Here is a 23752-nt window from a genome sequence, read left to right as displayed (position 1 = left end):
TCGTCCGCCTGTGCCCGGGGGCTACGGTGGGCAGGTGCCCTTGTCGCCGTCGACGTGGACCGCCGTTGGGCACATCCCCGCGGCGGGCTCCGACGACCTGGCCCTCCCTGACCCGATGCGCCGACACGTCGGTCGTGAGCGTGTCGTGGACGCTGCCGTCCTGGTCCTCGCGGTCGTCCTGGGTGCCCTGTTCCTCACCCCGGAGCTGCACGACAACCCCGACCCGTGGTCGACCAGGCAGATCGCCGTCGACGTCGCCGGAGGCGTGGTGGCGTGTGCCGCGCTGTGGTGGCGACGCCGGTGGCCGGTGGGTGTTGCCGTCCTGACCATGCTTGCGGGGGTGGTGTCGAGCTCTGCCACGCCGGCAGGTCTGCTGGCGCTGTCGTCCCTGGCGGTCCACCGCCCGGTGCGTCCGACAGTGCTGGTCGGCCTGCTGTGGGTCCCCTCGCTGCTGGCCTACGCCGCCTACAGCCCGACGACCGGTCCCGGCGCGGTGGTCGCGTTCGTCATGCCGCTGGTGCTGGCCGCGTGCGGCTGGGGCATGTTCATCCGTGCCCGCCGACAGCTGCTGCTGTCCTTGCGCGAGCGGGCCCTGCGCGCGGAGGCCGACCAGGAGCTGCACGAGGAACAGGCAAGGACAGCGGAGAGAACGCGCATCGCCCGCGAGATGCACGACGTGCTCGCGCACCGCATCTCCATGATCGCGTTGCATGCCGGCGGGCTCGAGCTGCGTCCGGACCTGCCGTCCGCGGAGATCCGGGAAACCGCCGTCCTGCTGCGTTCGACCGCAGGTCAGGCGCTCGAGGAGCTGCGCAGCGTCATCGGGGTGCTGCGCGAGGGCAGCGTGAACGAGCCGGTCGACGTGGCACCGCAGCCGGCACTCGGGGACATCCCACGGCTGGTGGAGGAGACCCGCCGCGCGGGCATGGACATCGAGTTCGAGATGGACGTGGCACAGGACGTCCAAGTGCCGGCTCCGCTCGGGCGCGACGCCTACCGCATCGTGCAGGAGGCCCTGACCAACATCGGCAAGCATGCGCGCGGCACCCCGGCCGCGGTGCGGGTGGCCGGCGCCCCGGTCGCCGGTCTGCACATCAGCGTGCGCAACCCGCAGCCGTCACCCGCCCGCTCGGACACGACCCTGCCCGGCGCGGGAGCGGGACTCGTGGGGCTCCGCGAACGTGTGGCCCTGGCCGGTGGGACGCTCAGTCTCGGTGCCGATGAGGTGGGCAACTTCGTCGTGGAAGCGGATCTCCCATGGCACCCGTGAGAGTGCTGCTGGTCGACGATGACGCGCTGGTGCGCGCCGGTCTGCGGCTGATCATCTCCTCCGCCGACGACATCACCGTCGTGGGGGAGGCAGGCGATGGCGACGAGGCGGTTGCGGCTGTGCAGCAGCACCATCCCGATGTCGTGCTCATGGACATCCGGATGCCACGCGTGGACGGCATCACAGCGACCGCGAAGCTACGAGCACTCGACGCGCCCCCGCAGGTGGTCGTGCTCACGACCTTCCAAGCCGACGAGCACGTGGTGGCGGCGCTACGGGCAGGAGCCAGTGGCTTCCTGGTCAAGGACACCCCACCGGCGGACATCCTGGATGCCATCCGGCTGGTCGCCGCCGGCGACGCGATCATCTCCCCATCCGTGACGCGCACTCTTCTGGCGCACTTCGCGCCGTCCGGAGCCTCGGATCGGCAACAGGCGGCAGCACGCAAGCTCGCGGACCTCAGCGACCGGGAACTCGAGGTTTCGACCGCCGTCGGCGACGGGTCCTCCAACGCGGAGATCGCAGCCTCCCTCTTCATGAGTGAGGCCACGGTGAAGGCGCACGTGTCACGGATCTTGACGAAGCTCGGGGTCAGCAACCGCGTGCAGGTCGCGATCCTCGTCCACGACGCTGCCCAAGGCCGCAGCAGTGACTTCCGAGCCTGACTGGAGTGCCGCCGGTGGCAGGCGCACCAGCTCCTCGCACCTCTGCCAGAGCCGACGAGCCACGGCCCGGTCATGGCTTCGGGGCGAGGACTTCCTCGGCTTGCCGCGAGCGAAGAATACGCCCGTGGTCCTCTCGACGGAGGGGTCGGCCGCGAGCGTGACAGAGGTGCGCGCACCTTGGTCGGGCCGTTGCATGAGCGGGCGGGCGAACGGGACCAGCAGCCGTTGGCTCCGACCCGGGTCCGAGGCGCCGAACCCGGTGCTGACGACCCCTGGGTGCAGGGCGTTGGCGGTCACCCCGGTCCCCGCGGTGCGTCTCGCCAGCTCGTAGGTGAAGAGGACGTTGGCGAGCTTCGATTGGTTGTAGGCCCGGGCACCGGAGTACCGGTGCTCGCCCTGGAGGTCGTCGAAGTCGATGCGACCGAGGGCCTGGGCGTTCGAGGCCACCGTGACCACCCGGGCTGGGGCGGTGGCGGTGAGGCGCTCGATGAGCAGGTGGGTCAGCAGGAACGGGGCCAGTTGGTTCACGGCGAAGGTACGTTCCAGGCCGTCGATGGTGGTGTGACGGGTGTTCCAGTAGCCGCCGACGTTGTTGACGAGGACGTCCAGGCGTGGCAGCGCTGCCAGCACGTCGGCTGCGACTCGGCGCACCTCCGACTGGGATGAGAGGTCCGCGACGAAGGAATGGACGTCCGTTCCACCAGCGCCGCGGATCTCGCGGGCCGCGGTCGTCGTACGTCCGGTGTCGCGCCCGATGATGGACACGGCGGCCCCCATCTCGGCGAGGCGGAGCGCTGTGGCCTTGCCGATGCCGCCGCTGGCTCCGGTGATGAGGACGGACTTGCCCGTCATCGGCCCGCCCGCCGTGCTGGTCATGCCGACACTCGCTGGTCGTGGTGGCGCACGGATGGGCGCTGAACGCCGTACGTGCGCACCAGCAGCCAGCTGACGAGGAGCAACCAGGCACACCAGACGACGTACCCGGCGAAGTTGGTGAGGCTCGCGGCCGACACGACGGGAACAGCGACGCCGGTCGCGATGAGCGCCGCGGCGGTGTAGCCAGCGGCCGCGGCCCATCCGGGCAGGACCGTGCCGCGCAACGCTTGGACGACGAGGACCGTGAAGATCGCCGTCAGCGCGTAGCCGATCGTCTCTCCGAGGACCTTGCCGAGAAGGGTGTGCCACAGCTCGAAACGAGCCTCTGCGTCGTCTCGGGCAGCCGGGTCGAGCGCATCGCCGGCGATGCCAGGCATGAGCGTGACCCAGCGTTGCAGTCCGATGACCTGGACCGTCGCGGCGCCTATTCCGACGATGGCGATCCATCTGCCCAACCTTCCGCCGGCGAGGCGACCGAGTGCGACACCGGCGGGGGCCATCAGCGCGGCGCTGACGACAAGGACGAGGAACCACGTGGTGACGGAGGTCTGGTTCTTGCGGAAGAGCGCCAAGACGTCGCTGGTGGGCTCCTCCAGGATCTGGGGGTACTCGAAGACGATGCCGAGGACGGTGAACCCGGCGATAGCCAGAAGCGACGCCAGGGCGAGGGACGCGGCGGCGACACGGGCTTGGGTGGTGGTGGTCATCAGGTGCTCCTTGCGGTGAAGGTGGGACGGGGTCGATCGGGGATCAGCCGGCGTGGGCGAGGGCGTCCTCGCGGTACCAGGCGAGGGTCGCGGCCAGGCCGTCGTGGAGGGGCGTCGCTTCGCCGCCGAACCGCGCGCGGTACTTCGCGTCGTCGACCATCCACCTGTCGGTGAACTGGTACAGCGTGTGCTGGTACTCGCGCATGATCGGCTTGACCAGACCTAAGGCAGCCAGGGTGAGCCGACCTGCGGCGAAGGTGCGCGGACGGTGCCCCGCCAACGAGAAGATGTGGTCGATGAGCGCGGTCGTGGTCTGCGCGGGTGCGACGGGCAGGTGCCAGATCTGGCCCGTGACGTCCGCGGCGGTGGCCAGGTTGACGAGTGCAGCGGCGACATCAGGGGTGTAGGAGTAGCTGTGCAGCTGTCGTGGGTCGCCCATCACCTGCGCCGTGCTGCCGGCGAGGGCAGGCCCGAACACCGATTCGCCGAGCGCGGAGTGCGTCGTGCCGGGTCCGAAGTAGTCCGAGGCGCGACCGATGACGATCTCCGCGTGCCCCCTCGCGTGAGCCATTAGGAGCTCCTCGGTCATGGTGGCGCGGGTGGCGGACTTGTCCGAGGTGGGCGCCGGTGCCATGGTCTCGACGAGGTCTCGCCCGTGGGACGGCCCGTAGGTGTAGAGGTTGTCCAGGACGACCAGCCGGGCCCCGGCAGACGCTGCCCCAGCCAGCACGCCGTGCTGGAGCGGGGGGAACTGTTCGCTCCACCGGTCGTAGCTCGGCGCGTTCAAGCAGAAGTAGACGACGTCTGCCCCGCTGCAGACGCGTTCGGTGAAGTTGGAGTCGCTGGCGTCACCGGCGACGACGCGAGCACCCGGAAGGTCACCTGTGCCGGTGCGGTTCACGGCGAGTACGTCGTGCCCGTCACGGACGAGATGCTCCACGACGTGGCGGCCCACCTGGCCGGTCCCGAAGACGACATGGCGGCTCATGACGCGCTCCCGACAAGACGTGCTGCGCTCCGACGGGCCGCGGAGTCGCGACGGGTGAGCACCAGCGGGAGGGGCAACGTCACGAGTGCGACCACGATGGCGCCGCTGGAGCCGAAGATGTAGAAGTGCTTGTCCACGGAGCTACCGATGACCGCCTCGGACACGAGCCAGCCGAGTGCCCAGGCTCCTGCGAGGACGATCGGCCAGGTCAGTGCCACCGATCCGACGCGGCGGATCAGCAGCGCGCTCTGGGCGGCCCCGACGCACAGGCCCGTCACCGCGCCCAGCACGACCAGGGAGGTGGTGTCGGTCGCGTAGGTGGTGACGGCCGCTCCGATCGCGGTCCCGGCCGCCAGTCCGACAGCAGTGCTCAGCACCCAGGGAAGCGCGCCACGTCGAGAGAAGCCGAAGGCCCATGCCTGGGCCAGGCCCAGGACGGCTCCGGTGAGGGCTCCTCCAGCGAGCGCCGTGGGGGTCGAGTCCAGCGGACCGACGATCAGGAAGGCGAGGTAACCGCCGACGGGGTAGCCGAGGAAGGTCACGAGCCAGCGCCTGGTCGTGCGCCGTGACGGGTGCGGGGCCGTGCGGCGAGAGTCAGGTCCGAGGGTGCCGCTCGCGGAATAGGGGGTGGCAGGTGTGGTGGTCATGGCGTCGTGTCCTCCGGGGTGGTGATGGCTGGGTCTCGGTCTAGGGCCTGCGCGGGAGGGCGCCCTGCGATCCAGGACGCCAGCAGGTTGTCGGGGTACTCGCTGAGGTGGTCGCGCACGAGTGCGTCAAGGCGGTCGGTCTCGCCACGCAGGTGGGCGCGGGCGAGGGCAACGAGCTGGCGGTCCCGGCTGGTGGTCGCGGTCGTCTCGGCCTTGTCGAGGAGCTCAGGTCGCCGGCTCAGCAGTGCCGCGGCCACCAGCAGACTCGGCGAGGTCGACGTCTCGGAGGTCCGGATGACCTGTGAGGCGGCGGCTGGGTCACCACCGATGAGGCGGTGCAGCAGGTCGAGTGTCGGATCGGGCATGGGGGAACCTTGCGCCGCCCCGCTGACGACCGGCTGACGGGCGCAGGTGCGGACCGTCAGCACAGAGTTCAGCGCCCTAGAACGTCTAGTCCTCGCGCCGCAGGAGGGGGTTGAGGGGCCTACTGTCGAAGCATGCTGACAGTCGCCCTGCTGGGCGCGGTCGAGGTTCGCGACGACGGGTCGCTCCTTGCCGTGCCAACAGGACGGACCACCGAGCTGCTCGTCAGGCTGGCCCTGGCTCCAGGGGTCCGCGTGCGCACCGATGCGTTGCTGGAGGACTTGTGGGGCGGTGCGGCGGCGAGCCGAAACACCCTGCAGTCCAAGGTCTCGCAGCTGCGACGTGCGCTGGGATCCGCGGACCTCGTCCGCGGGATCGCCGACGGCTACCTCCTGGCGGTCGAGCCGCACCAGGTGGACGTCGGGCGCGCCATCGCGCTCGCTGCCGAGGCGAGCGCCGCCCTCGAGGGCGGCGCATCCGCCGAGGCATCGGCGAGGGCACTCGAGGGCCTGTCGCTGTTTCGCGGCGACGTCCTCATGGAGTGTGGTGATTGGGCAGCTCCGTACCGGGTCCAGCTGGAGGAGGTGCGACTGACTCTCCTCGAGGTCGCGATGACGGCGCGCACCGATCTCGGGGCTGGGGGAGAGCTCATCGGTGAGCTTGAGGCGCTCGTCACCCAGCATCCGTTGCGAGAACGGCTCTGGGCGTCACTGATCACCGCGCTCTACCGCTCAGGGCGGCAGGCGGAAGCGCTCACCGCCTACGCGCGGGTACGCACGCTCCTGGTCGAGGAGCTCGGCGTGGAGCCCGGGCCGGAGCTGCGAGATCTCGAGGCACAGGTGCTCCGCCAAGGAGCGCTCGTGTCGAATCCTCGTCCTCACGACGCGCTGGTCCGTCCCAGCAACCTTCCGGAGCGGGCTGCCGAACTGATCGGCCGCGACGGCGACGTCGCGCAGGTGATGCAGTCCATGGACGACCACCGTCTGGTGACCCTCGTGGGGACCGCGGGCATCGGCAAGACCGCGTGTGCACTCGCAGCTGCTCAGCGTCGTCATCTTCCCGGTGGCGTGTGGCTCATCCGTCTCGAAGGCCTGGATGGCAGTGCTGATCTGAGGAATGTCGTCGCCGGCCACCTGCACGTGTCCGGAGGTGAGGCAGCCCTGCTGGAACGGCTCAGCGGCGCCCAGACCCTGCTGCTGCTCGACAACTGCGAGCACGTGGTCGAGGCCGTGGCAGGCCTGGTGTCGTGGCTGCAGGCCACGGTTCCGTCCGTACGGTTCCTGCTGACGAGCCAGGTGCCGCTCCGGGTGGACGGCGAGTCGGTGCACCACCTGGCTCCGCTCGAGCAGGCCGACGCCGTAACCCTGTTCGCCACGCGTGCCAAGGCGCTCCGGCCCCGCTTCGCCCTCGACGACCGCACTACCGATCTGGTGGGAGACATCTGCCGATCCCTCGACGGACTGCCCCTGGCGATCGAGCTAGCAGCGGGGCGCGCGCGGTCCATGTCGGTCCCTGACATCGCGCGGCGTCTGGACGACCGTTTCACCCTGCTGCGCGACCCCAGCAGCACGGACGCCGAACGTAGGCGGGCCCTCGCCGGCGCGATCGGATGGAGCTACGACCTGCTCTTCCCCGACGACCAGCGGGGACTGTGGGCGCTGTCCTGCTTCGCTGGTGGTGCGACCTTGGACGCGGTCGAACACGTCCTCCTCGCACTCGGCGTGCCCCCCGCCGCGACGGTGGACGTCATCACGCGTCTCGTCGACCGTTCCCTGGTCGAGGTGGACACCGCCGTCGACGGTGACGTGCGCTACCGACTGCTCGACAGCATCGCCACCTTCGCCGGCGCTCGCCTCGAGGACAGTGGTGGAACCTTGCTCGTGCGGGCAGCCCACGCGGCCTGGTACGCCGACATGTCACGGTGGTGCCAGCAGCACATCCGGACCGCGGAGCAACCCATGTGCCTGCGCCTAGCTCGAGCCGAACGAAACAACCTCGACGCAGCCCTCGCGTGGTGCAACAGGCACGACCCGGCCCTGGGAACCGAGATCGCCACCCGCATGGGATGGACGTGGGTGGTGATGGGCGAGGGCGCCTCCGGCGCGGCGCGGCTCCGCAAGGCGAACAGCGTCCAGGCCGAGCCCCAGCAACGTCTCGAGGCGCACCTGCTGGCCGGGTGGCTCGAGGCGTCGGCCGGTGACGTGACGCTCGCCGAGCAGGACCTCGCCGAGGCTCGTCGACTCGCCGTCGAGCTCGCCGACGCGAAGGCCGAAGCGGACGTCGATCGGCACGGAGCGTTCCTCGCGCTTCAACAGGGTCGACCTGACCTCGCGGCAACCCTGGCGGATCGCAGCATCGAGACACATCAGCAGGCAGGGCAGCGCTGGGAGGAAGCGGCGAGCCGGGTGCTCGCCGCCTATGCGGCCCTGATGCAGGGCGACACCCCGACGGCTGCGCGAGAGGCCGCGGGCGCTGCAGAGATCCTGACTCCGATCGACGACGCCTGGGGATTGGTGCACGCCCAAGGCCTGCTGGCCGGCATCGCCCAGGCGGAGGGCCGGATCGAGGACGCGGTGCACTCGCTTCGCGAGGCCGCTGAGAAGTCGCGCCTGCTGGGGTTCCCGGGCCAGGCGGCCCTGCACCTGGCGAACCTGGGCGACGTCGAGCGCCACCTGGGGAATGACCGACGCGCTGCCCGTACCCTGCGTCGTGCGATCGGTCTGGCCCTGACGGGTGGGGATGGCCGGCTGGCGGCAACCGCCCGACTTCGCCTGGCCCAGCTGTTGCGAGCGGAGGGGGACGCGGTCGCGGCGATCGACCTGCTCGAGCGAAACGTGGAGTGGTACGCCCACGCGGGCGGCGGTGATGGAGCGTTGCTGAGCAGGTGCCTTCTCGCTGCTGAGACCCGCGATGAGCCGACGCTCGCCTCCGTCCTCGACCAGGCCCGGCGAATGCAGGACGTAGCGGTGCAGGTCCATGCTCTGGACGCACGGGCCCGCCACGCGGCCTTGGACGCCCGATCGATCCATGCCCTCAGCCTTCTCGAGCAGGCGGATGCCGCCGCCGCCCGGGCTCCGACAGGGGTTCCCGAGCGCGAACGTCACGACAAGCGCCAAGCGTTGTTGCTCCTCGCCGCGGTGGGTGCTGGCTGAGGTGGGGATGGTCGAAGCGCTAGGGCCGGGAGTCGCCGAATGAGCGGTGGGGGCTGAGCACCGCACTCGTGCGGCTCACCCCCTCCTGCCCGGCAGTCGTACGCCATCAGACTCGAGGCGAGGAGGTGGTGGGGTGACTGTCGTGAGCGTGCTGATCGTCGACGACCAGGTGCCGTTCCTTCGCGCCATGAGCGCGGTGATTGAGGAGACCGACGGGTTCCGGGTGGTGGGGCGGGTCGCCTCGGGCGAGGAGGCGATCGGGGCGGCGGGCGCGTTGCTCCCCGACCTGGTGCTGATGGACGTGAACCTTCCGGGCATGGACGGGCTCGAGGCCACGAGGCGTCTACGGCTCTGCACCCCGGCTCCAGTGGTCCTGCTGCTCTCGACGTACGACGAGGACGCGGGCGCGCGCTTCATCGCTGAGTGCGGGGCGGCGGCCTACATCACCAAGTCAGCCTTCGGCCCTGACCGACTGCGGGAGGCCTGGACGGCAGCAACTGCCTGAGGTGAGCTCGGGAACCACACCTCGAGAGAGGTGAGTCCCGCCTCGCTCACCAAGGAAACTGTGCCTCCGGCGGCCTCGACCCGATCACGGATCTGGCTGAGCGGCAGCTGGCCGCCATCGCCGCCGCTCACAACCACGACCAGCGCGTCGTCGACGACTGACAGGGCGACGCGTACCGGGTCGCCCAGGTCGCGCGTCGCCTCCGCGACGCAGAAGTACGCGGCTGCCTCCACCCTGGAGTCGAAGCGTCGGCCGTCAACGTGCTCGTCGACCACGAGACGGCGTGAGCCGCCGGACCTCGCGAGGAGGGACTGAAGGGCGGTGGGGAGCCCGGAACGAGCGAGCTGGGCGGGAAAGACGCCGCGGGTGATCTCGCGCAGCGACTCCAGCGCTGCGTTGAGCGCACCGACCATCGGGTCGAGCGAGAGACCGAGGGCCGACACATCCGGATCCGTGCCCCGGCTGTCGACCACTGAGAGCTGTCGCAGGCGCTCGGGTAGCGGCCGCAGGTGGGGAAGGACCTGACCGGCGATGGCTCGCTCGAGACGGCTCCGCTCGGCATCGCCGGCGTTGATCAGTCGACGGCGCGAGTCGCTCAGCTCGTGGGTGCGCGCGCCTAGCTGCTCCACCTGGTCCGACAGCTCGACCGTGAGTCGCGCGTTGCGGAACGCCAGTCCTGCTTGGTCGGCCAGCTCGGCCAGCAGTTGGTGGTCACGGCGGCGCAACGGGTGCCCGGTCGGCATCCTCACCGTGATGCTGCCGAGGCGTTCCCCGAGATACGTGACCGGCAGCTCCAGCCCGGGGGGTTCCCGGTCAGCCGGTGGGCCGGGCGGCCAGCTCGCCGTCCGGTCGGCGCCGGCGGCGACGTGGAGTACCACCGCTGTCTCGGTGGCGTTGACCGCACGCGCCGCGGCCTCGGCCACCGACGGCAGCAGACTCGAGGGGTCGGGGCTGCTGCCGAGGCGCCGACTGAAGTCGGTGAGCGCTTCGTACGGCGCGGCCGCCGTGCCGAACGCCAGCCGGTCCGCGACACGGACTACCCAGCTCCGTAGCGGCTGGAAGGCCAGCGCCACGACGGCCGTGGCGAGCAGCGAGGGCCAGAAGCCGTCGCTCCCGTCCACCGCGAGGCCGACGGTTACGACGACGAGCACGTAGCCGCCGGCGACGAGGATGGTGGCGAGGGCCAGGACGAGAGCGCGGTTGACGATCAGGTCGATCTCCAGCAGCCGGTGGCGCAGTACCGCGACCGCGACGCACAGGGGTACGGCGACCTGCGCGACCCGCAGTGGGAGCGCCGCTGCCCAGGTTCCCTCGACACCGGTCAGCCGCGGCACCGCCAGGATCGTGCCCACCCCCAGCGCGAGGAGCATGGCAGCCGAGGCGATCCACAGTAGTTGGCGGCGTACGTCGTCGCGCGAGCGTCGGAGCCGCAGCACCAGGGAGACTGTCGAGGCGATGAGCCCGACCGCGACCAGCATCCATCCGAGTGTGAGAAGTGGTGCGGTGACGGCGCGGGTGCTGTCCCGCTGCCCGTAGACGAAGTCCCCGGGTGGAGTGGTCAAGGTTCCCAGCGTGTGCAGCGTGACCCCGGCGCCGGTGACCCAGACGGCCCAGCGCCACCGTGGCGAGGGCAGGCGCCCATCCGGTGCCAGGAGGAACACCAGTACCAGCGCGGCGAAAGCGGGCCAGCCGAGGAGCGGCGCCGCCCACAAAGCCAGGTGGCCCGAGGCGTCGCGACCGGGGGCGCCGCTGCCGAGCGCCCAGATGCCGTAGGCGTCCGCGGCCAGGGTGAGGGACAGCAGGCTGGCGACACATAGGAGCCAGCCGATGGGGTGCGCGGGATGGCGCCGGACGATGAGCGCGCCCATCAGGGCACACCCCAGGCCGGCCAGGGGCGCCAGTGGCCAGCCGTGTTCGGCCCACGTGGCTTCGTTCCACAGAGACCGGTGCGCGGCGGTGAAGACGGTGTCCAGGACGGTGGCGACCATGACGATGCCAAGCACCGCCCAGGCGATCGCCGCGCGCACGTCAGGCCGCCCGACCGTCGACCGAGGCAGTGATGGTGGTGCCCGTGCCGGGCAGCGACGTCACTGTCAGCACTCCGCCGATGGCGTCCAACCGGTCACGCATGTTGGCCAGCCCCGCCCCGGTCGACTGCCCGCTGGAGGGGGAGAAGCCTGCGCCGTCGTCGATCACCACGAGCCGTGACGAGCCGGCGTCTTCGCTGAGGCGCACCTCGAGCGTGCTGGCGCCGGAGTGCTTCGCCGCGTTCTGCAACGCCTCCATGCAGCAGAAGTACAGTGCTGCCTCGACCGTGGCCGGGAGCCGCCCCACACCATCGGCGGCGATCGTGACCGGTATCGCGCTGGTGGTCACCGCGGACCGCAGCGCCGCCACCAGGCCCTGCTCGGACAGCAGGCTCGGGTAGATCCCGCGAGAGAGGGAGGAGAGCGTCTCGATCGCGGCCGTGGCAGCGTCGACCTGCAGCCCGAGGAGCGCGCCAGCACGAACCCGCGACCTGCTCGAGACCGTCTGCGCCAGCCGCAGGTTGACCGTGAGTGCCACCAGGTGCTGCTGCGCTCCGTCGTGGAGGTCTCGCTCCAACCGCTGCCGTTCGGCGTCCTGGGTCTCGATGAGCCGGCGTCGCGATGCCTTCAGCTCCTCGGCCCGCTCCACCAGCTCGCTGCGCCTGGCCGCGAGATCGGCCTGGACCCCCACGTGTCGCAGCACCAGCCCGGCTCGGTCCGCAAGAGCGGTGAACAGCCGCTCCTCGATCGGAGCGAGCAGGAGGCCAGGGCGCTCCTGGAGGCGAAGGACGCCCAGGGGCTCCCCGCCGTGCGTGACTGCCAGGGCGCGGAGCCTTGGCGCGGCAGCATCCCGGGCCCCCGGCAGGAGGGCGGGTGGTGTCTCGGTGGCCCCGGCGTCCACCGGCCAGGTGGCGGCCAGCGTCAGCCGGTCGGACACCGACACCCACACCTGGGCCCACTGGGCCCCGGTCCCCTCAGCGAGCAACCGAGCCATCCGTGCCGGCAGGTCGTCGGTCGAGTCCTCCTCGGGCATGCCCTCGGAGAACCGACTGAGGACCTCGTACGGTGCCGCGGTCCGATCGCCGAGCAGTCGCGATGCCCACTGTTCGACATCGACCTGCACGCGGGCGAAGGACAACGCCACCGTCGCCGTGGCCAGGACGGACAGGGCGACGCTCGGCGAGTCGGTGCGGCCGATGATGGCCCCGCCTCCCCGGACGACCACCACGTAGACACCGGTCACGAAGACGGCCATGCCGATCCACACCAGCCCCCGGCGCAGGACGCGGCTGTGCAGCCGCCCCGTCGCGCGTCGGATCCTCATCCTGTGAGTGTGCGCCTCATGCGCGTGAGGCGACAGGACACCGGCCGAACCCCTCGGGGTGGGGCTGGCCGCACCTCGCGCCTAGCCGGGCTCAACCGCCCCGGGCCTCGACGTAGGCGAGGACGGCCATGACACGGCGGTTGGTCTCCCGCTCGTCGACAAGCCCGAGCTTCTGGAAGACGGAGCCGATGTGCTTCTCCACGGCCCGATCGCTCATGAACAGCGTCTTGGCGATCGTCGCGTTGTTGCGCCCGGTTGCCATTACAGCCAGCACCTCCCGCTCGCGATCTGTCAGCCCGAGCAGCGGACCTTCACCTGCTCGGCGGGCCAGCAGCGCCTCGACGACCAGCGGGTCGAGGGCCGACCCGCCGCGGGCGACGGCGGTGAGGGCGCGGACGAGCTCGTCCAGGTCGCTGACCCGCTCCTTGAGCAGGTAGCCCATGCCGGCGACGCCTTCGGACAGCAGGGCGAAGGCGTAGTCCTCCTCCACGTACTGGGACAGGACCACGACCCCCGTGCCCGGGTGCTCGGAGCGGATCCGCTTGGCCGCCACGATGCCCTCGTCGGTGTGGGTCGGCGGCATCCGGATGTCGGTGAGCACCGCGTGGGGGGAGTGGGCGGCCACCGAGGCGTGCAACAGCTCAGGGTCGGCCACGACGTCAACAAGGTCTACGCCGTTGGCCTCGACCAGGAGTGCCGCGACGCCCTCGCGGACGAGGTAGTTGTCGTCGGCGAAGACGACCCGCAAGGCCATGCGTCCGACTCTAGTCGTGGTGGCGCCCCTCGATCGGGGTGCTGGCCCCTGCAGTCCTGCTGCCAGCCCCATCCTCACCGGCGAGCTGCGTCCCTAGCGTCGAGGTATCTCGATCTTTCGACCTGAGGAGCCCGACATGTTGGTCATTCTCGCTGACTGGTGCTTCAGGCACCGGCGCGTCGTCGTCATCACGTGGCTGGGCGCGCTGGTCGCGTCCTTCCTCCTCGCCGGTGCCCTGGGCGGCGAGTTTCGGCAGGACTACCTCCAACCCGGCTCGGAGTCGCGGGCGGCTGCCCAAGCATTGGAGAAGAGCTTCCCGCAGCGCTCGGGCGACACCGTCCAGGTCGTGCTGCACGCCGAGCAGGGGGTGACGTCTTCCCGGGTGCGCGACCGGGCCGAGGCGCTGTTCGCCGAGGTGGCGCGCCACGACGACGTGGTCGGCGTCGCCAGCCCGTTCGCACAGGGCGGCGCCGCCCAGATCTCCGACGACGGCACGACGGCGTACGCCGACGTCGCCCTCGTCACGACCGTCAACGAGTACACGCCGGCGCGGGCTGCTGCCTTGGTCGATCCCATCCTCGAGGCAGCCGACGACGCCCTGCAGGTGGAGGTCGGCGGCCCGGTGGCTGCCCTCTCGCAGACGGCACCCGTCGGCTCAGAGGTGGTCGGGCTGGTCGCGGCCGCCATCATCTTGCTCTTCACCTTCGGCTCCGCCGTGGCCATGGGACTACCGCTGGTGACCGCACTGTTCGGGCTCGGTGTCGCGATGGCACTCGGCGAAGTCCTGCGCAGGGTCGTCGACGTACCGGACTGGGCTCCCGCAACAGCGGCGATGGTCGGCGTCGGCGTCGGCATCGACTACGCCCTGCTCATCGTCACCCGCTACCGCACCAGTCTCGCGGCGGGCCAGGACCCGCGGCGCGCCACGTCCACCGCCATCGCGACCGCCGGCCGCGCGGTCCTGTTCGCCGGGACCACAATCATCGTCTCGATGCTGGGCATCCTGCTGATGGAGCAGCCCGCGATGAACGGGTTTGCCTTCACCGTGGTCCTCGCTGTCCTGGTCACCGTCGTGGCGTCCCTGACCTTGCTGCCAGCCATGCTCGGCTTCACCGGTCACCGCATCGAACGCCTGCACGTCCCGTTCGTGAGCAAGCACGTCCGTCCCTACGACGCCTCCCGGTGGTTCCGGTGGAGCCGCTTCATCCAGCGCCGCCCCTGGCTTCCCGCGATCGGCGGACTGGCCGTGCTGCTCGCGCTGACCGCACCGTTCCTCGGCATCCGGTTCGGCTTCCCCGACGCCGAGAACGACGCGCCCACCTCCACCACCCGCCAGGCGTACGACCTCTTGGCAGAAGGGTTCGGCCCCGGCTTCTCGGCACCCATGGTCCTCACGGTGCAAGGTGCACCCGGTGACCTCCAAGTCGCTGCTGACCGGCTCGGAGCCTCGCTGGGCCAGATCGAGGGGGTGGCCCACATCGCTCCCGCGATCGTGAACGAGACCGGGGACACCGCCGTGCTCACCGTCACCCCGAGCACGTCACCGCAGGACGCCGCCACCGAGGAGCTCGTCGACCTGCTGCGCGACGACGCTATCCCCACGGCCACGGCCGACACGGGTCTGACGGTCCACGTCGGCGGCCTGATCGCCGCCAACGTCGACTCCACACGAGGGACCGCAGACCGGCTGCCGTACTTCTTCGGCGGCGTGCTGCTGATGTCCTTCCTGCTGCTGATGATGGTGTTCCGCTCCGTCCTGGTCCCTCTGAAGGCCGTGCTCATGAACCTGCTGGCAACCGGCGCGGCGTTCGGGGTCCTCGCCCTGGCCACCGGCGGCGGGCCGCTGGGAGACCTGGTCGGCATCCCCGAAGCGACTCCGGTCCCCATCCAGCTGCCCATCGGCATCTTCGCGATCCTGTTCGGCCTCTCCATGGACTACGAGGTGTTCCTGCTCTCGCGCATCAAGGAGGAGTACGACCGCACCGGCGACAACGCCCTCGCCGTCGCGGACGGCCTCGCCAAGTCGGCCCGCGTCATCACGGCCAGCGCCGCTGTCATGGTGACCGTCTTCTTCTCCTTCGTGCTGGGCGAGTCCGTGCTCACCAAGATGTTCGGTCTGGGCCTGGGGGTCGCGGTCCTGATCGACGCGACCCTCGTCCGGATGGTGCTGGTGCCCGCGACGATGGAGCTGCTCGGGGACCGCAACTGGTGGCTGCCGACCTGGCTCGATCGCCTGTTGCCCCACATCGACGCAGAGGGCCGAGACGTCACTGACGACCAGGGCTCGGTGCCCGACCAAGGGTCGGCGCCCGTTTCGGTGACTGTTGGCAGCGGTGCCCACTCATGATCGCCGTGGAGGGCGTCACCAAGAACTACAAGGACGTCACCGCGGTCGACAACGTCAGCTTCACCGCCCAAGCAGGCCGGGTCACGGGGTTCCTCGGTCCCAACGGGGCCGGCAAGTCCACCACCATGCGGATCATGGTCGGGCTCACCCGGGCCACCGCCGGCACCGTCACCATCGGTGGCCGCCACTACGTCGACCTGCCCAACCCGGGACTCGAGGTCGGTGTGCTGCTCGACGCCTCGGCCCAGCACGCCGGTCGCACCGGCCGCGAGATCCTGACCATCGCCCAGCTGTACATGGGCCTGCCGCGCAGTCGCGTCGAGCAGATGCTCGAGGTCGTCAGCCTCACTGCCAGCGAGGCGTCCCGGCGGGTCGGCAACTACTCCCTCGGGATGCGCCAACGACTGGGCATCGCCGCCGCCCTCCTCGGCGACCCGGAGGTACTGATCCTCGACGAGCCGGCCAACGGCCTGGATCCGGCCGGCATCCGCTGGATGCGTGACCTGCTTCGCGGTTACGCCGACCGAGGAGGCACCGTCCTGCTGTCCTCCCACCTGCTCCACGAGATCGAGGTCATCGCCGACGACATCGTGATGATCGGGAACGGGCGGATCGTCTCCCAGGGCCCCAAGAGCGAGCTGCTGCACGCCGCCGGAACGGTCGTCCGTGGGGCCGACCCCGTCCTGCTCCAGAGCGCACTCGGCGAACTTGGGATCGCTACGAGCCGTTCCGCCGACGGCGCCCTGCACACCGACGCAGACCCCGCCCTGGTCGGGAAGGTGGCGCTGGAGGCAGGCGTCGCCCTGACGGAGCTGCGTGCCCAGGACGCCGGGCTCGAGGACATGTTCCTCGAGCTCACGGCCACCTCCCAGCGAGAAGGAGCAACGCCATGAGTGCCACCCTGACCGAGGCCATCCGCCGGGCGGCCCCGGCGTCCCACCGGCAGTCGTTGATCGGGGTGACGCAGGTCGAGCTCCGCAAGATGTTCAACACCCGCTCCGGCTTCTGGCTGATCGCCAGCAGGACGCTGGCCGCAGTGAGGGTGATGGTCTGCTTCTCGGCGTCGAAGGCGATCAGGACGTCGGTTCCCGGCGTCCAGCCGAGCCGGGTCCTGGTTGCCTGCTTGACGGCGAGGCGACCGCGGGAGTCGAGGGCGAGCGGCGCGACGACGCGCTGGAGGGCGGGACGGCCCTCCGCGCCGGGCAGGAAGAGGGTGAGGACCGGGCCGTCGCACTCGGCGAGCACGTCCACCTTGATCTCTTTGGAGAGTGTGAGGGGCAGCATCAGGCGCCCCTTGGGGTCGAGGCGCCGGATGGTGATCCGGGCGGCGGGCCGGCCGGGCTCCTCGGCCAACGTCCAGATGGCCGACAGGTCGGCGGTAGCGGTGGTGTCGGCGCCGGTGGTGCTCTCCAGCAGCGCGACGTTGATGGGGGAGCGGGTGCCGAGTGCAGCACTCTGCTCGAGGAGGAGCTGCTGCCCTGAGGCGCCCCAGGCGCTCGGCAGCGACCCGGCGGTCGAGGTGGCGCTGGCAGTGCCAACTGACGTGCCGGCTGAGGTGCCAGCCGACGGGGCGGGGGAGGTGGCGCGTGTGCGGGCGGGCGAGGCGCTGGCCTCACCAACCGCGCGTGCGGGGTGGGTTCGGAGAGGGCGAGCGGCGTTAGGCATGACCCAATCGGTCCGAGACACCGGAGCTTGCGCAGTCGCCGCAACCGTCCCCGCCGAACCCGCCACGAGAGCCGGCGATGCGGGCAGAGCACTGCGTGCGCCCGCGCCCTGGGCGAGGTCCGGGTGTCCGGTGTCCGATGACGTGGCGCTGGTTGCCGTCGGAGGAGCAGGCCGGACGGTGCCCGGCATGCGTTTCGTGTCCGAAATGGACTCAGGGCCCCGCTTCCGCGAGGCCCTCTGCCCGTCCCTTACCCCACCTGAGTGGTGGGAGGGATCCCACTGACTGGTGTCCGAGGGGGGACTTGAACCCCCACGCCCTAATACGGGCACTAGCACCTCAAGCTAGCGCGTCTGCCAATTCCGCCACCCGGACGAGTGCTGGAGAACAGTAGCAAAGCAGTTCCGCGCCAACGAATCGGGGCAGGTGCTTGCTCGTGGGGCAGGATGGACGGCATGGAACAGGCGCCCCAGGACAGGTCCCAGGACCGCTCGACCGACCGCTCCTACGACCCCGCCGCGGAGGTCGTCCAGCTCTGCCAGGACCTCATCCGGATCGACACCTCCAACTACGGGACCGACGACGGCCCGGGCGAGCGCAAGGCGGCCGAGCACGTCGCCGCGCTCCTCGACGAGGTGGGCATCGACTCCGAGGTCATCGAGGGCCAGCCGGGGCGGGCCAACGTCGTGGCGCGCTGGGGCGGTGGTGACGGCCGGGCCCCGCTGCTGCTCCACGGCCACCTCGACGTAGTACCCGCCGAGGCGTCGGACTGGCGGGTCGACCCGTTCGCCGGAGAGATCGAGGACGGCCACGTGTGGGGCCGCGGCGCCGTCGACATGAAGGACTTCGACGCGATGCTGCTCAGCGTCGTGCGCGCCCGCGCAGCGGCCGACGCCGCCCCGGACCGCGAGGTGGTGCTCTGCTTCACCGCCGACGAGGAGGCGGGCGGCGGTCACGGCGCGAAGCTCCTCGTCGAGCAGCACGCGGACTGGCTCGCCGACTGCACCGAGGCCGTCGGCGAGGTCGGCGGCTTCTCGGCCACGGTGCGTGGCCGTCGCGTCTACCTCATCGAGGCCGCCGAGAAGGGCATGGCCTGGATGCGACTCACCGCCCGCGGCCGGGCCGGCCACGGCTCGATGATCAACGACGACAACGCCGTCACCCGGCTCGCCGGCGCGGTCGCCCGCATCGGGGCCCACCAGTGGCCCGTGCGGCTCACGCCCACCATGGAGGTCCTGCTCGCCACCGTCGGCGAGCTCGCCGGCACGGAGGCCACCCCCGACAACGCCGAGGCGCTGGTCGAGGAGTTCGGCGACGCCGCCCGGATGCTGGGCGCGGTCATCCGCAACACCGCCAACCCGACCATGCTGCGGGCCGGCTACAAGACCAACGTCATCCCCACCGACGCCCAGGCGACGGTCGACGGCCGCTTCCTGCCCGGTTACGAGGACGAGTTCTTCGCGACGCTGCGCGAGCTCGCCGGCGACGGCGTCGACTTCGACTTCGAGTCCCACCAGCAGCCGTGGGAGACGCCGTACGACGGCGACCTCGTCGACGCGATGACCCGCAGCCTGCTCGCCGAGGACCCCGACGCGCTCGTCGCGCCCTACACGATGAGCGGCGGCACCGACGCCAAGCACTTCCGCAAGCTCGGCATGCGCTCCTACGGATTCGCGCCGCTGCGCCTGCCCGCCGACCTCGACTTCACGGCGCTGTTCCACGGCGTCGACGAGCGGGTCCCGGTCGACGCGCTCGAGTTCGGCGCGCGGGTCTTCGACCGGTTCCTCGACCAGGCCTGACCCCGGACGGGCGGCAACGACCGCCGAGGGGCCCCTCGGCAGGTGTTGCGCACGTCACCGGCGGACCTTGGTGAGGGAATGGTCCGCGCTGTGGCATGGTTGCCACCACGAAGAGCTTGCGTGCTCTGGGGGCGGTGGAACTCCGCACCGGCGGTCACAGTCCGCGACCCGACCACAGCCAGTGGCCGGTTGACCAGGTGGAACTCCTGGACCGACGGTCATAGTCCGGATGAGAAGTGCACGCTGACGGCTCGCACGCCACCACCGGCTTCCGGTGGGGGAGTGCCCCGTCGCCCGCCCCCCTGAGTCCCACCCGGACCGGAGGCGGAGATGACGACCAGCGAGGCAGAGCGCAGCGCCATGCGGCGCGCGCTGGCGCTCGCCGTCACGCCGGGCGTGCCGCTGGGTCCCAACCCGCGCGTCGGGTGCGTGCTGCTCGCGCCGGACGGCACCACGGTCGCCGAGGGCTTCCACCGCGGCGCCGGCGGACCGCACGCCGAGGTCGAGGCGCTGCGCGAGGCGGGTGACGCCGCTCGGGGCACGACCGCTGTCGTCACCCTCGAGCCGTGCAACCACACCGGGCGCACCGGTCCCTGCTCGGAGGCGCTGGTCGCCGCCGGCGTACGCCGCGTCGTGTTCGCCCAGGCGGACACCAACCCGGTGGCCGCGGGTGGTGCCGCCCGACTGCGCGCGGCCGGCATCGAGGTGGAGGGCGGGCTGCTCGCCGAGGACGCGCAGGCCGTCAACCGCACGTGGACCTTCGCCCTCGACCACGGTCGGCCGTTCGTCACCTGGAAGTTCGCCACCACCCTCGACGGGCGCAGCGCAGCAGCCGACGGCACCAGCCGCTGGGTCTCCAGCCGCGCCGCCCGCCTCGACACCCACCGCCTGCGCGGCCTCTGCGACACGATGCTCGTGGGGACCAACACCGTCGAGGTCGACGACCCCGAGCTGACCGTCCGCGACGAGGTCGACGTGCCCTTGGCACATCAGCCGCTGCGCGCGGTGATGGGCCTGCGCGACCTCGCGCCCGACCGACGGATCCTCGACGACCGCGCCGAGACGGTGCACCTGCGCACCCGCGAGCCCGCCGAGGCGCTCGCCGAGCTGTTCGCGCGGGACCGGCAGCACGTGTTCCTCGAGGGCGGCCCCACGCTCGCCCGGGCCTTCCTCGCGGCCGGGCTCGTCGACGAGGTCGTGGCCTACGTCGCCCCGATGCTGCTCGGCGCGGGCTCCGGAGCCGTCGCCGACCTCGGCATCACCACCATCGCCGACGCCGTCCACCTCCACGTCACGGACGTGCACGTGCTGCAGGGCCACGACGGCGAGGACACCAACGTCCGCCTGACCATGACCCCCCACAGGAGGCTCTGAATGTTCACCGGGATCGTCGAGGAGCTCGGCACCGTCGCCGAGGTCGTCGACCAGGGTGACGCCGTCCGGCTCACCGTCCAGGCCGCGACCGTGCTCGAGGGCACGGGGCTCGGCGACTCCATCTCCGTCAACGGGTGCTGCCTCACGGTGTCCGAGCTCGGCGACGGGCGGTGGACCGCCGACCTCATGCAGGAGACGCTCGACAAGACCTCCCTGCGCGGCGTGGCGCCCGGCGACCGGGTCAACCTCGAGCGTGCGGTCACCGTCGACAAGCGCCTCGGCGGCCACATCGTCCAGGGCCACGTCGACGGCGTCGGCGAGGTCCTCTCGCGCACGCCGAGCGAGCACTGGGACGTCGTCGAGATCTCGCTGCCCGGCGACCTCGACCGCTACCTGGTCGACAAGGGCTCGATCACCGTCGACGGCGTCAGCCTCACCGTGGTCGAAGCCCGTGAGGACAGCTTCACCGTCAGCCTCATCCCCGAGACCCTCGCCCGCACGACGCTCGGCAGCCGCCGCGTCGGCGACCTGGTCAACCTCGAGGCCGACGTCATCGCCAAGCACGTCGAGAAGCTCCTCGGCGCCTACGCCCCGGCCCCGGGCCGCACCCACACCCCCAACGACGACGAGGAAGAATGATGGACCTGCTCGAATGGCTCATCCACGGCACCATCCCGGTGCCCGGCGGTGGAGCGCTCGGTGCCCGCGAGGTCATCGGCAACCTCTTCGGCCTCGCCAGCGCCATCCTCGGCATGAAGCGCCTGGTGTGGGCCTGGCCGATCGGACTCGTGGGCAACGTACTGCTGTTCACGGTCTTCGCCACAGGTGAGCTCTCCGGACAGATCGACGAGCCGCTCTGGGGACAGGCCGGCCGCCAGGTCTTCTTCGCCGCGGTGTCCGTCTACGGCTGGTGGCGCTGGAGCCAGGTACGCCGCTCCGGCGGCGCGTCCGACGGTGGCGCCATCGCACCCCGATGGGCGACCGGCGCCGAGCGGGTCCAGCTGCTCGTCCTCGGCGTCGTCGGCTACGCGGCGGCGTACGTCCTCCTCACCCAGGTGTTGGGCTCGTGGGGCCCGACGACCGAGGCGTGGATCCTCGCCGGCTCGATGCTCGCGACCTACGGCATGGCGCGCGGCTGGGTGGAGTTCTGGCTCATCTGGATCCTCGTCGACGTCGTCGGCGTGACCACCCTGGTGCAGGCCGGCTACTACCCGACCGCTGGCATGTACCTCTTCTACGCGGTGTTCGTGGTCATCGGCTTCTTCGTGTGGCTGCGCGCCAGCCGCACCGTCGTCGACGCGACGGACCCCGACCGCCGTGCGGAGGAGGTGTCCGCGTGAGCGTGCAGGAACGCGTGCGGCTGGACTCCGTCGAGCGGGCCGTCGCCGACATCGCCGCCGGCAAGGCGGTCGTCGTCGTGGACGACGAGGACCGGGAGAACGAGGGCGACATCATCTTCGCGGCGGCGAAGGCGACCCCCGAGCTGATGGCCTTCACCATCCGCCACTCCAGCGGCGTCATCTGCGTGCCGATGCCGGGCGACATGCTGGAGCGGCTCGAGATCCCGCTGATGACCCCGCACAACAAGGACAAGCTCCGCACGGCCTACACGATCTCGGTCGACGCCCGCGACGGCGTCAGCACCGGCATCAGCGCCGCCGACCGCGCCCGCACCGCACGGACGCTGGCCGACTCCGCGACCGAGCCGTGGGAGCTCACGCGCCCCGGCCACGTGTTCCCCCTGCGCTACCGCGAGGGCGGCGTGCTGGTGCGCCGCGGCCACACCGAGGCAGCCGTCGACCTCGCGCGACTCGCGGGGCTCACGCCCGCCGGCGTGCTCGTCGAGGTCGTCAACGACGACGGGACGATGAAGCGCGCGCCCGAGCTGCGGGCGTTCGCCGACGAGCACGGCCTCGCGATGATCTCCATCGAGGACCTCGTGCGCTACCGCCGCCGCCACGAGCGCCACGTCGAGCGGGTCGCGGAGACCCGCCTGCCCACCCGGCACGGCGACTTCACGGCCTACGGCTACCGCATCACCATCGACGACAGCGAGCACGTCGCGCTGGCGTACGGCGACGTCGCGGGGGCCGCCGCAGCGGGCGAGCCGGTGCTGACCCGGGTCCACAGCGAGTGCCTGACCGGTGACGTCTTCGGTAGCGAGCGCTGCGACTGCGGACCCCAGCTCGACGAGGCACTGCGCACCATCGTCGCCGAGGGCAGGGGAGTGGTGGTCTACCTCCGCGGCCACGAGGGTCGGGGCATCGGCCTCGTCGCGAAGCTGCAGGCCTACCAGCTGCAGGACGGCGGCCGGGACACCGTGGACGCCAACCTCGACCTCGGCCTGCCCGCCGACGCCCGTCACTACGGCACCGCCACCCAGGTGCTGCGCGACCTCGGCATCGCCTCGGTCCGCCTGATGACCAACAACCCGGACAAGACGGCGAGCCTGGAGGACTTCGGCATCCACGTGGCCGAGCGCGTCCCGCTCACGATCCACCCGACCGAGCACAACGAGGCCTACCTCCGCACCAAGCGCGACCGGATGGGCCACGAGCTGCCCGACCTCGCGCTGGACCACCAGCTCGAGCACGAAGGAGACGAAGCATGAGCGAGCGCAGCGAGCGAATCATCCAACACAGTGCGCCACGTGCCTCGTGCGCGCACGGAGCGAAGCGAGTACGTGCATGAGCGGCGCCGGAGCACCGACGAGCCAGCCCTACGACGCGAGCGACCTCAGGGTCGCGGTGGTCGCGGCGAGCTGGCACACCGAGGTCATGGACGGCCTCGTGGGCGGCGCCGAGCGCGCCCTGGCGGCGTACGGCATCAGCGAGCCCGAGGTGATCCGCGTGCCGGGCACCTTCGAGCTGCCGGTGGTGGCGGCCGCGCTCGCGCAGGCGGGGTACAACGCCGTCGTCGCGCTCGGCGTCGTCATCCGCGGCGGCACGCCGCACTTCGACTACGTCTGCTCGGCCGCCACCGACGGCCTCACCCAGGTCAGCGTCGACCACGCCGTGCCGGTGGGCTTCGGCGTGCTCACGTGCGACACCGAGGAGCAGGCGCTCGACCGTGCCGGGCTCGACGGTTCCGCGGAGGACAAGGGCTGGGAGGCCACGGCCGCCGCGCTCGACACCGCCCGCGTGGTGCGGGCGGTGCGGGCGGGCTAGCTGTAGTTCCCACAGAGGTTGTGAACGAGAAGTCGTAGACGAGTAGCGAGGACCTCCAGTACGGAGGGGGTTACCACACCAACCCACCTACTGGAGGTCCTCGTGACTCACGCTAATGCCCCGC

Annotated in this window: 21 protein-coding genes, 1 tRNA gene and 1 riboswitch; of the genes, 12 read left to right on the top strand and 10 right to left on the bottom strand. The window is 71.1% G+C overall.

Annotated elements, in window-relative coordinates; genetic code table 11:
• Positions 1-34 precede the first annotated feature (34 nt).
• Together NYO98_RS19855 and NYO98_RS19850 are read left to right on the top strand one after the other, a co-directional pair.
• The gene (locus tag NYO98_RS19855) at positions 35-1270 is read left to right on the top strand and encodes a sensor histidine kinase (protein ID WP_268113578.1); all 1236 of its coding nucleotides are present in this window, start codon (positions 35-37) and stop codon (positions 1268-1270) included.
• A complete protein-coding gene (locus tag NYO98_RS19850; protein ID WP_268113577.1) occupies positions 1258-1935 on the top strand; it encodes a response regulator in 678 nt (225 codons plus the stop codon). Before NYO98_RS19855 ends, NYO98_RS19850 begins: the two co-directional genes overlap by 13 nt.
• Here the strand turns inward: NYO98_RS19850 and NYO98_RS19845 are convergent.
• From NYO98_RS19845 to NYO98_RS19825, 5 genes are all read right to left on the bottom strand, one after another.
• Positions 1837-2811: an SDR family oxidoreductase gene (locus NYO98_RS19845; protein WP_268113576.1), complete on the bottom strand. Its 975-nt coding sequence runs from the start codon at positions 2809-2811 to the stop codon at positions 1837-1839. The genes NYO98_RS19850 and NYO98_RS19845 overlap by 99 nt on opposite strands.
• Positions 2808-3518 carry a DUF4386 family protein gene (locus NYO98_RS19840; RefSeq protein WP_268113575.1) on the bottom strand — a complete coding sequence of 237 codons (711 nt, stop codon included), beginning with the start codon at positions 3516-3518 and terminating at the stop codon, positions 2808-2810. Before NYO98_RS19840 ends, NYO98_RS19845 begins: the two co-directional genes overlap by 4 nt.
• A gap of 43 nt (positions 3519-3561) precedes the next feature.
• Complete coding sequence (locus tag NYO98_RS19835; protein ID WP_268113574.1) at positions 3562-4506, bottom strand: NAD-dependent epimerase/dehydratase family protein; 945 nt, start codon at positions 4504-4506, stop codon at positions 3562-3564.
• Positions 4503-5048: a hypothetical protein gene (locus NYO98_RS19830; protein WP_268113573.1), complete on the bottom strand. Its 546-nt coding sequence runs from the start codon at positions 5046-5048 to the stop codon at positions 4503-4505. Before NYO98_RS19830 ends, NYO98_RS19835 begins: the two co-directional genes overlap by 4 nt.
• Before the next feature lie 101 nt (positions 5049-5149).
• Positions 5150-5518, bottom strand: coding sequence for a hypothetical protein (locus NYO98_RS19825; protein WP_268113572.1), 369 nt, complete (start codon positions 5516-5518; stop codon positions 5150-5152).
• A 132-nt stretch (positions 5519-5650) separates the two neighbouring features.
• Here NYO98_RS19825 and NYO98_RS19820 point away from each other — a divergent pair, with 132 nt between their 5' ends.
• Positions 5651-8668, top strand: a complete 3018-nt coding sequence (locus tag NYO98_RS19820; protein ID WP_268113571.1) for a BTAD domain-containing putative transcriptional regulator — start codon at positions 5651-5653, stop codon at positions 8666-8668.
• Positions 8669-8801: 133 nt separating this feature from the next.
• Positions 8802-9173 (top strand): response regulator, encoded by a 372-nt coding sequence (locus NYO98_RS19815; protein ID WP_268113570.1) that lies wholly within the window; start codon positions 8802-8804, stop codon positions 9171-9173.
• Here the strand turns inward: NYO98_RS19815 and NYO98_RS19810 are convergent.
• The 3 genes from NYO98_RS19810 to NYO98_RS19800 all read right to left on the bottom strand — a co-directional run bounded on the left by NYO98_RS19810 (position 9107) and on the right by NYO98_RS19800 (position 13278).
• Complete coding sequence (locus tag NYO98_RS19810) at positions 9107-11200, bottom strand: sensor histidine kinase (RefSeq protein WP_268113568.1); 2094 nt, start codon at positions 11198-11200, stop codon at positions 9107-9109. The genes NYO98_RS19815 and NYO98_RS19810 overlap by 67 nt on opposite strands.
• Before the next feature lies 1 nt (position 11201).
• Positions 11202-12524, bottom strand: coding sequence for a sensor histidine kinase (locus tag NYO98_RS19805; RefSeq protein WP_268113567.1), 1323 nt, complete (start codon positions 12522-12524; stop codon positions 11202-11204).
• Positions 12525-12615: 91 nt separating this feature from the next.
• Positions 12616-13278 carry a response regulator transcription factor gene (locus NYO98_RS19800; protein ID WP_326494466.1) on the bottom strand — a complete coding sequence of 221 codons (663 nt, stop codon included), beginning with the start codon at positions 13276-13278 and terminating at the stop codon, positions 12616-12618.
• Positions 13279-13414: 136 nt separating this feature from the next.
• On the opposite strand from NYO98_RS19800, the gene NYO98_RS19795 reads away from it, so the two are divergent.
• Complete coding sequence (locus tag NYO98_RS19795) at positions 13415-15625, top strand: MMPL family transporter (protein WP_268113565.1); 2211 nt, start codon at positions 13415-13417, stop codon at positions 15623-15625.
• Positions 15622-16518: an ATP-binding cassette domain-containing protein gene (locus NYO98_RS19790; protein WP_268113563.1), complete on the top strand. Its 897-nt coding sequence runs from the start codon at positions 15622-15624 to the stop codon at positions 16516-16518. The genes NYO98_RS19795 and NYO98_RS19790 overlap by 4 nt, the downstream gene beginning before the upstream one ends.
• Here the strand turns inward: NYO98_RS19790 and NYO98_RS19785 are convergent.
• A complete protein-coding gene (locus NYO98_RS19785; RefSeq protein WP_268113562.1) occupies positions 16481-17290 on the bottom strand; it encodes a hypothetical protein in 810 nt (269 codons plus the stop codon). The genes NYO98_RS19790 and NYO98_RS19785 overlap by 38 nt on opposite strands.
• A gap of 284 nt (positions 17291-17574) precedes the next feature.
• A tRNA-Leu gene (locus NYO98_RS19780) sits at positions 17575-17663 on the bottom strand.
• Positions 17664-17743: 80 nt separating this feature from the next.
• On the opposite strand from NYO98_RS19780, the gene NYO98_RS19775 reads away from it, so the two are divergent.
• The 6 genes from NYO98_RS19775 to ribH all read left to right on the top strand — a co-directional run bounded on the left by NYO98_RS19775 (position 17744) and on the right by ribH (position 23628).
• Positions 17744-19087, top strand: coding sequence for a M20/M25/M40 family metallo-hydrolase (locus tag NYO98_RS19775; protein WP_268113560.1), 1344 nt, complete (start codon positions 17744-17746; stop codon positions 19085-19087).
• A 116-nt stretch (positions 19088-19203) separates the two neighbouring features.
• Positions 19204-19333: riboswitch (FMN riboswitch) on the top strand.
• 84 nt (positions 19334-19417) lie between these two features.
• Complete coding sequence (gene ribD / locus NYO98_RS19770; protein WP_268113559.1) at positions 19418-20461, top strand: bifunctional diaminohydroxyphosphoribosylaminopyrimidine deaminase/5-amino-6-(5-phosphoribosylamino)uracil reductase RibD; 1044 nt, start codon at positions 19418-19420, stop codon at positions 20459-20461.
• Complete coding sequence (locus NYO98_RS19765; protein WP_268113558.1) at positions 20462-21100, top strand: riboflavin synthase; 639 nt, start codon at positions 20462-20464, stop codon at positions 21098-21100.
• Complete coding sequence (gene pnuC / locus NYO98_RS19760) at positions 21097-21801, top strand: nicotinamide riboside transporter PnuC (protein ID WP_268113556.1); 705 nt, start codon at positions 21097-21099, stop codon at positions 21799-21801. Before NYO98_RS19765 ends, pnuC begins: the two co-directional genes overlap by 4 nt.
• Positions 21802-21803: 2 nt before the next feature.
• Positions 21804-23072, top strand: a complete 1269-nt coding sequence (locus NYO98_RS19755; RefSeq protein ID WP_268113718.1) for a bifunctional 3,4-dihydroxy-2-butanone-4-phosphate synthase/GTP cyclohydrolase II — start codon at positions 21804-21806, stop codon at positions 23070-23072.
• A 76-nt stretch (positions 23073-23148) separates the two neighbouring features.
• Positions 23149-23628, top strand: coding sequence for a 6,7-dimethyl-8-ribityllumazine synthase (gene ribH, locus NYO98_RS19750; RefSeq protein WP_268113555.1), 480 nt, complete (start codon positions 23149-23151; stop codon positions 23626-23628).
• Positions 23629-23752: the final 124 nt, after the last annotated feature.

This window comes from Nocardioides pini, from assembly GCF_026712185.1.
Lineage (GTDB): Bacteria > Actinomycetota > Actinomycetes > Propionibacteriales > Nocardioidaceae > Nocardioides > Nocardioides pini.
This window is presented reverse-complemented; position numbering and strand designations above follow the sequence as displayed.

Coding starts and splice junctions, on each gene's coding strand:
- NYO98_RS19850 (WP_268113577.1), top strand. CDS start 1,258: ATGGCACCCGTGAGAGTGCTGCTGGTCGACGATGACGCGCTGGTGCGC.
- NYO98_RS19845 (WP_268113576.1), bottom strand. CDS start 2,811: ATGACCAGCACGGCGGGCGGGCCGATGACGGGCAAGTCCGTCCTCATC.
- NYO98_RS19840 (WP_268113575.1), bottom strand. CDS start 3,518: ATGACCACCACCACCCAAGCCCGTGTCGCCGCCGCGTCCCTCGCCCTG.
- NYO98_RS19835 (WP_268113574.1), bottom strand. CDS start 4,506: ATGAGCCGCCATGTCGTCTTCGGGACCGGCCAGGTGGGCCGCCACGTC.
- NYO98_RS19825 (WP_268113572.1), bottom strand. CDS start 5,518: ATGCCCGATCCGACACTCGACCTGCTGCACCGCCTCATCGGTGGTGAC.
- NYO98_RS19820 (WP_268113571.1), top strand. CDS start 5,651: ATGCTGACAGTCGCCCTGCTGGGCGCGGTCGAGGTTCGCGACGACGGG.
- NYO98_RS19805 (WP_268113567.1), bottom strand. CDS start 12,524: ATGAGGATCCGACGCGCGACGGGGCGGCTGCACAGCCGCGTCCTGCGC.
- NYO98_RS19800 (WP_326494466.1), bottom strand. CDS start 13,278: ATGGCCTTGCGGGTCGTCTTCGCCGACGACAACTACCTCGTCCGCGAG.
- NYO98_RS19795 (WP_268113565.1), top strand. CDS start 13,415: ATGTTGGTCATTCTCGCTGACTGGTGCTTCAGGCACCGGCGCGTCGTC.
- NYO98_RS19790 (WP_268113563.1), top strand. CDS start 15,622: ATGATCGCCGTGGAGGGCGTCACCAAGAACTACAAGGACGTCACCGCG.
- NYO98_RS19785 (WP_268113562.1), bottom strand. CDS start 17,290: ATGCCTAACGCCGCTCGCCCTCTCCGAACCCACCCCGCACGCGCGGTT.
- NYO98_RS19775 (WP_268113560.1), top strand. CDS start 17,744: ATGGAACAGGCGCCCCAGGACAGGTCCCAGGACCGCTCGACCGACCGC.
- ribD (WP_268113559.1), top strand. CDS start 19,418: ATGACGACCAGCGAGGCAGAGCGCAGCGCCATGCGGCGCGCGCTGGCG.
- NYO98_RS19765 (WP_268113558.1), top strand. CDS start 20,462: ATGTTCACCGGGATCGTCGAGGAGCTCGGCACCGTCGCCGAGGTCGTC.
- pnuC (WP_268113556.1), top strand. CDS start 21,097: ATGATGGACCTGCTCGAATGGCTCATCCACGGCACCATCCCGGTGCCC.
- ribH (WP_268113555.1), top strand. CDS start 23,149: ATGAGCGGCGCCGGAGCACCGACGAGCCAGCCCTACGACGCGAGCGAC.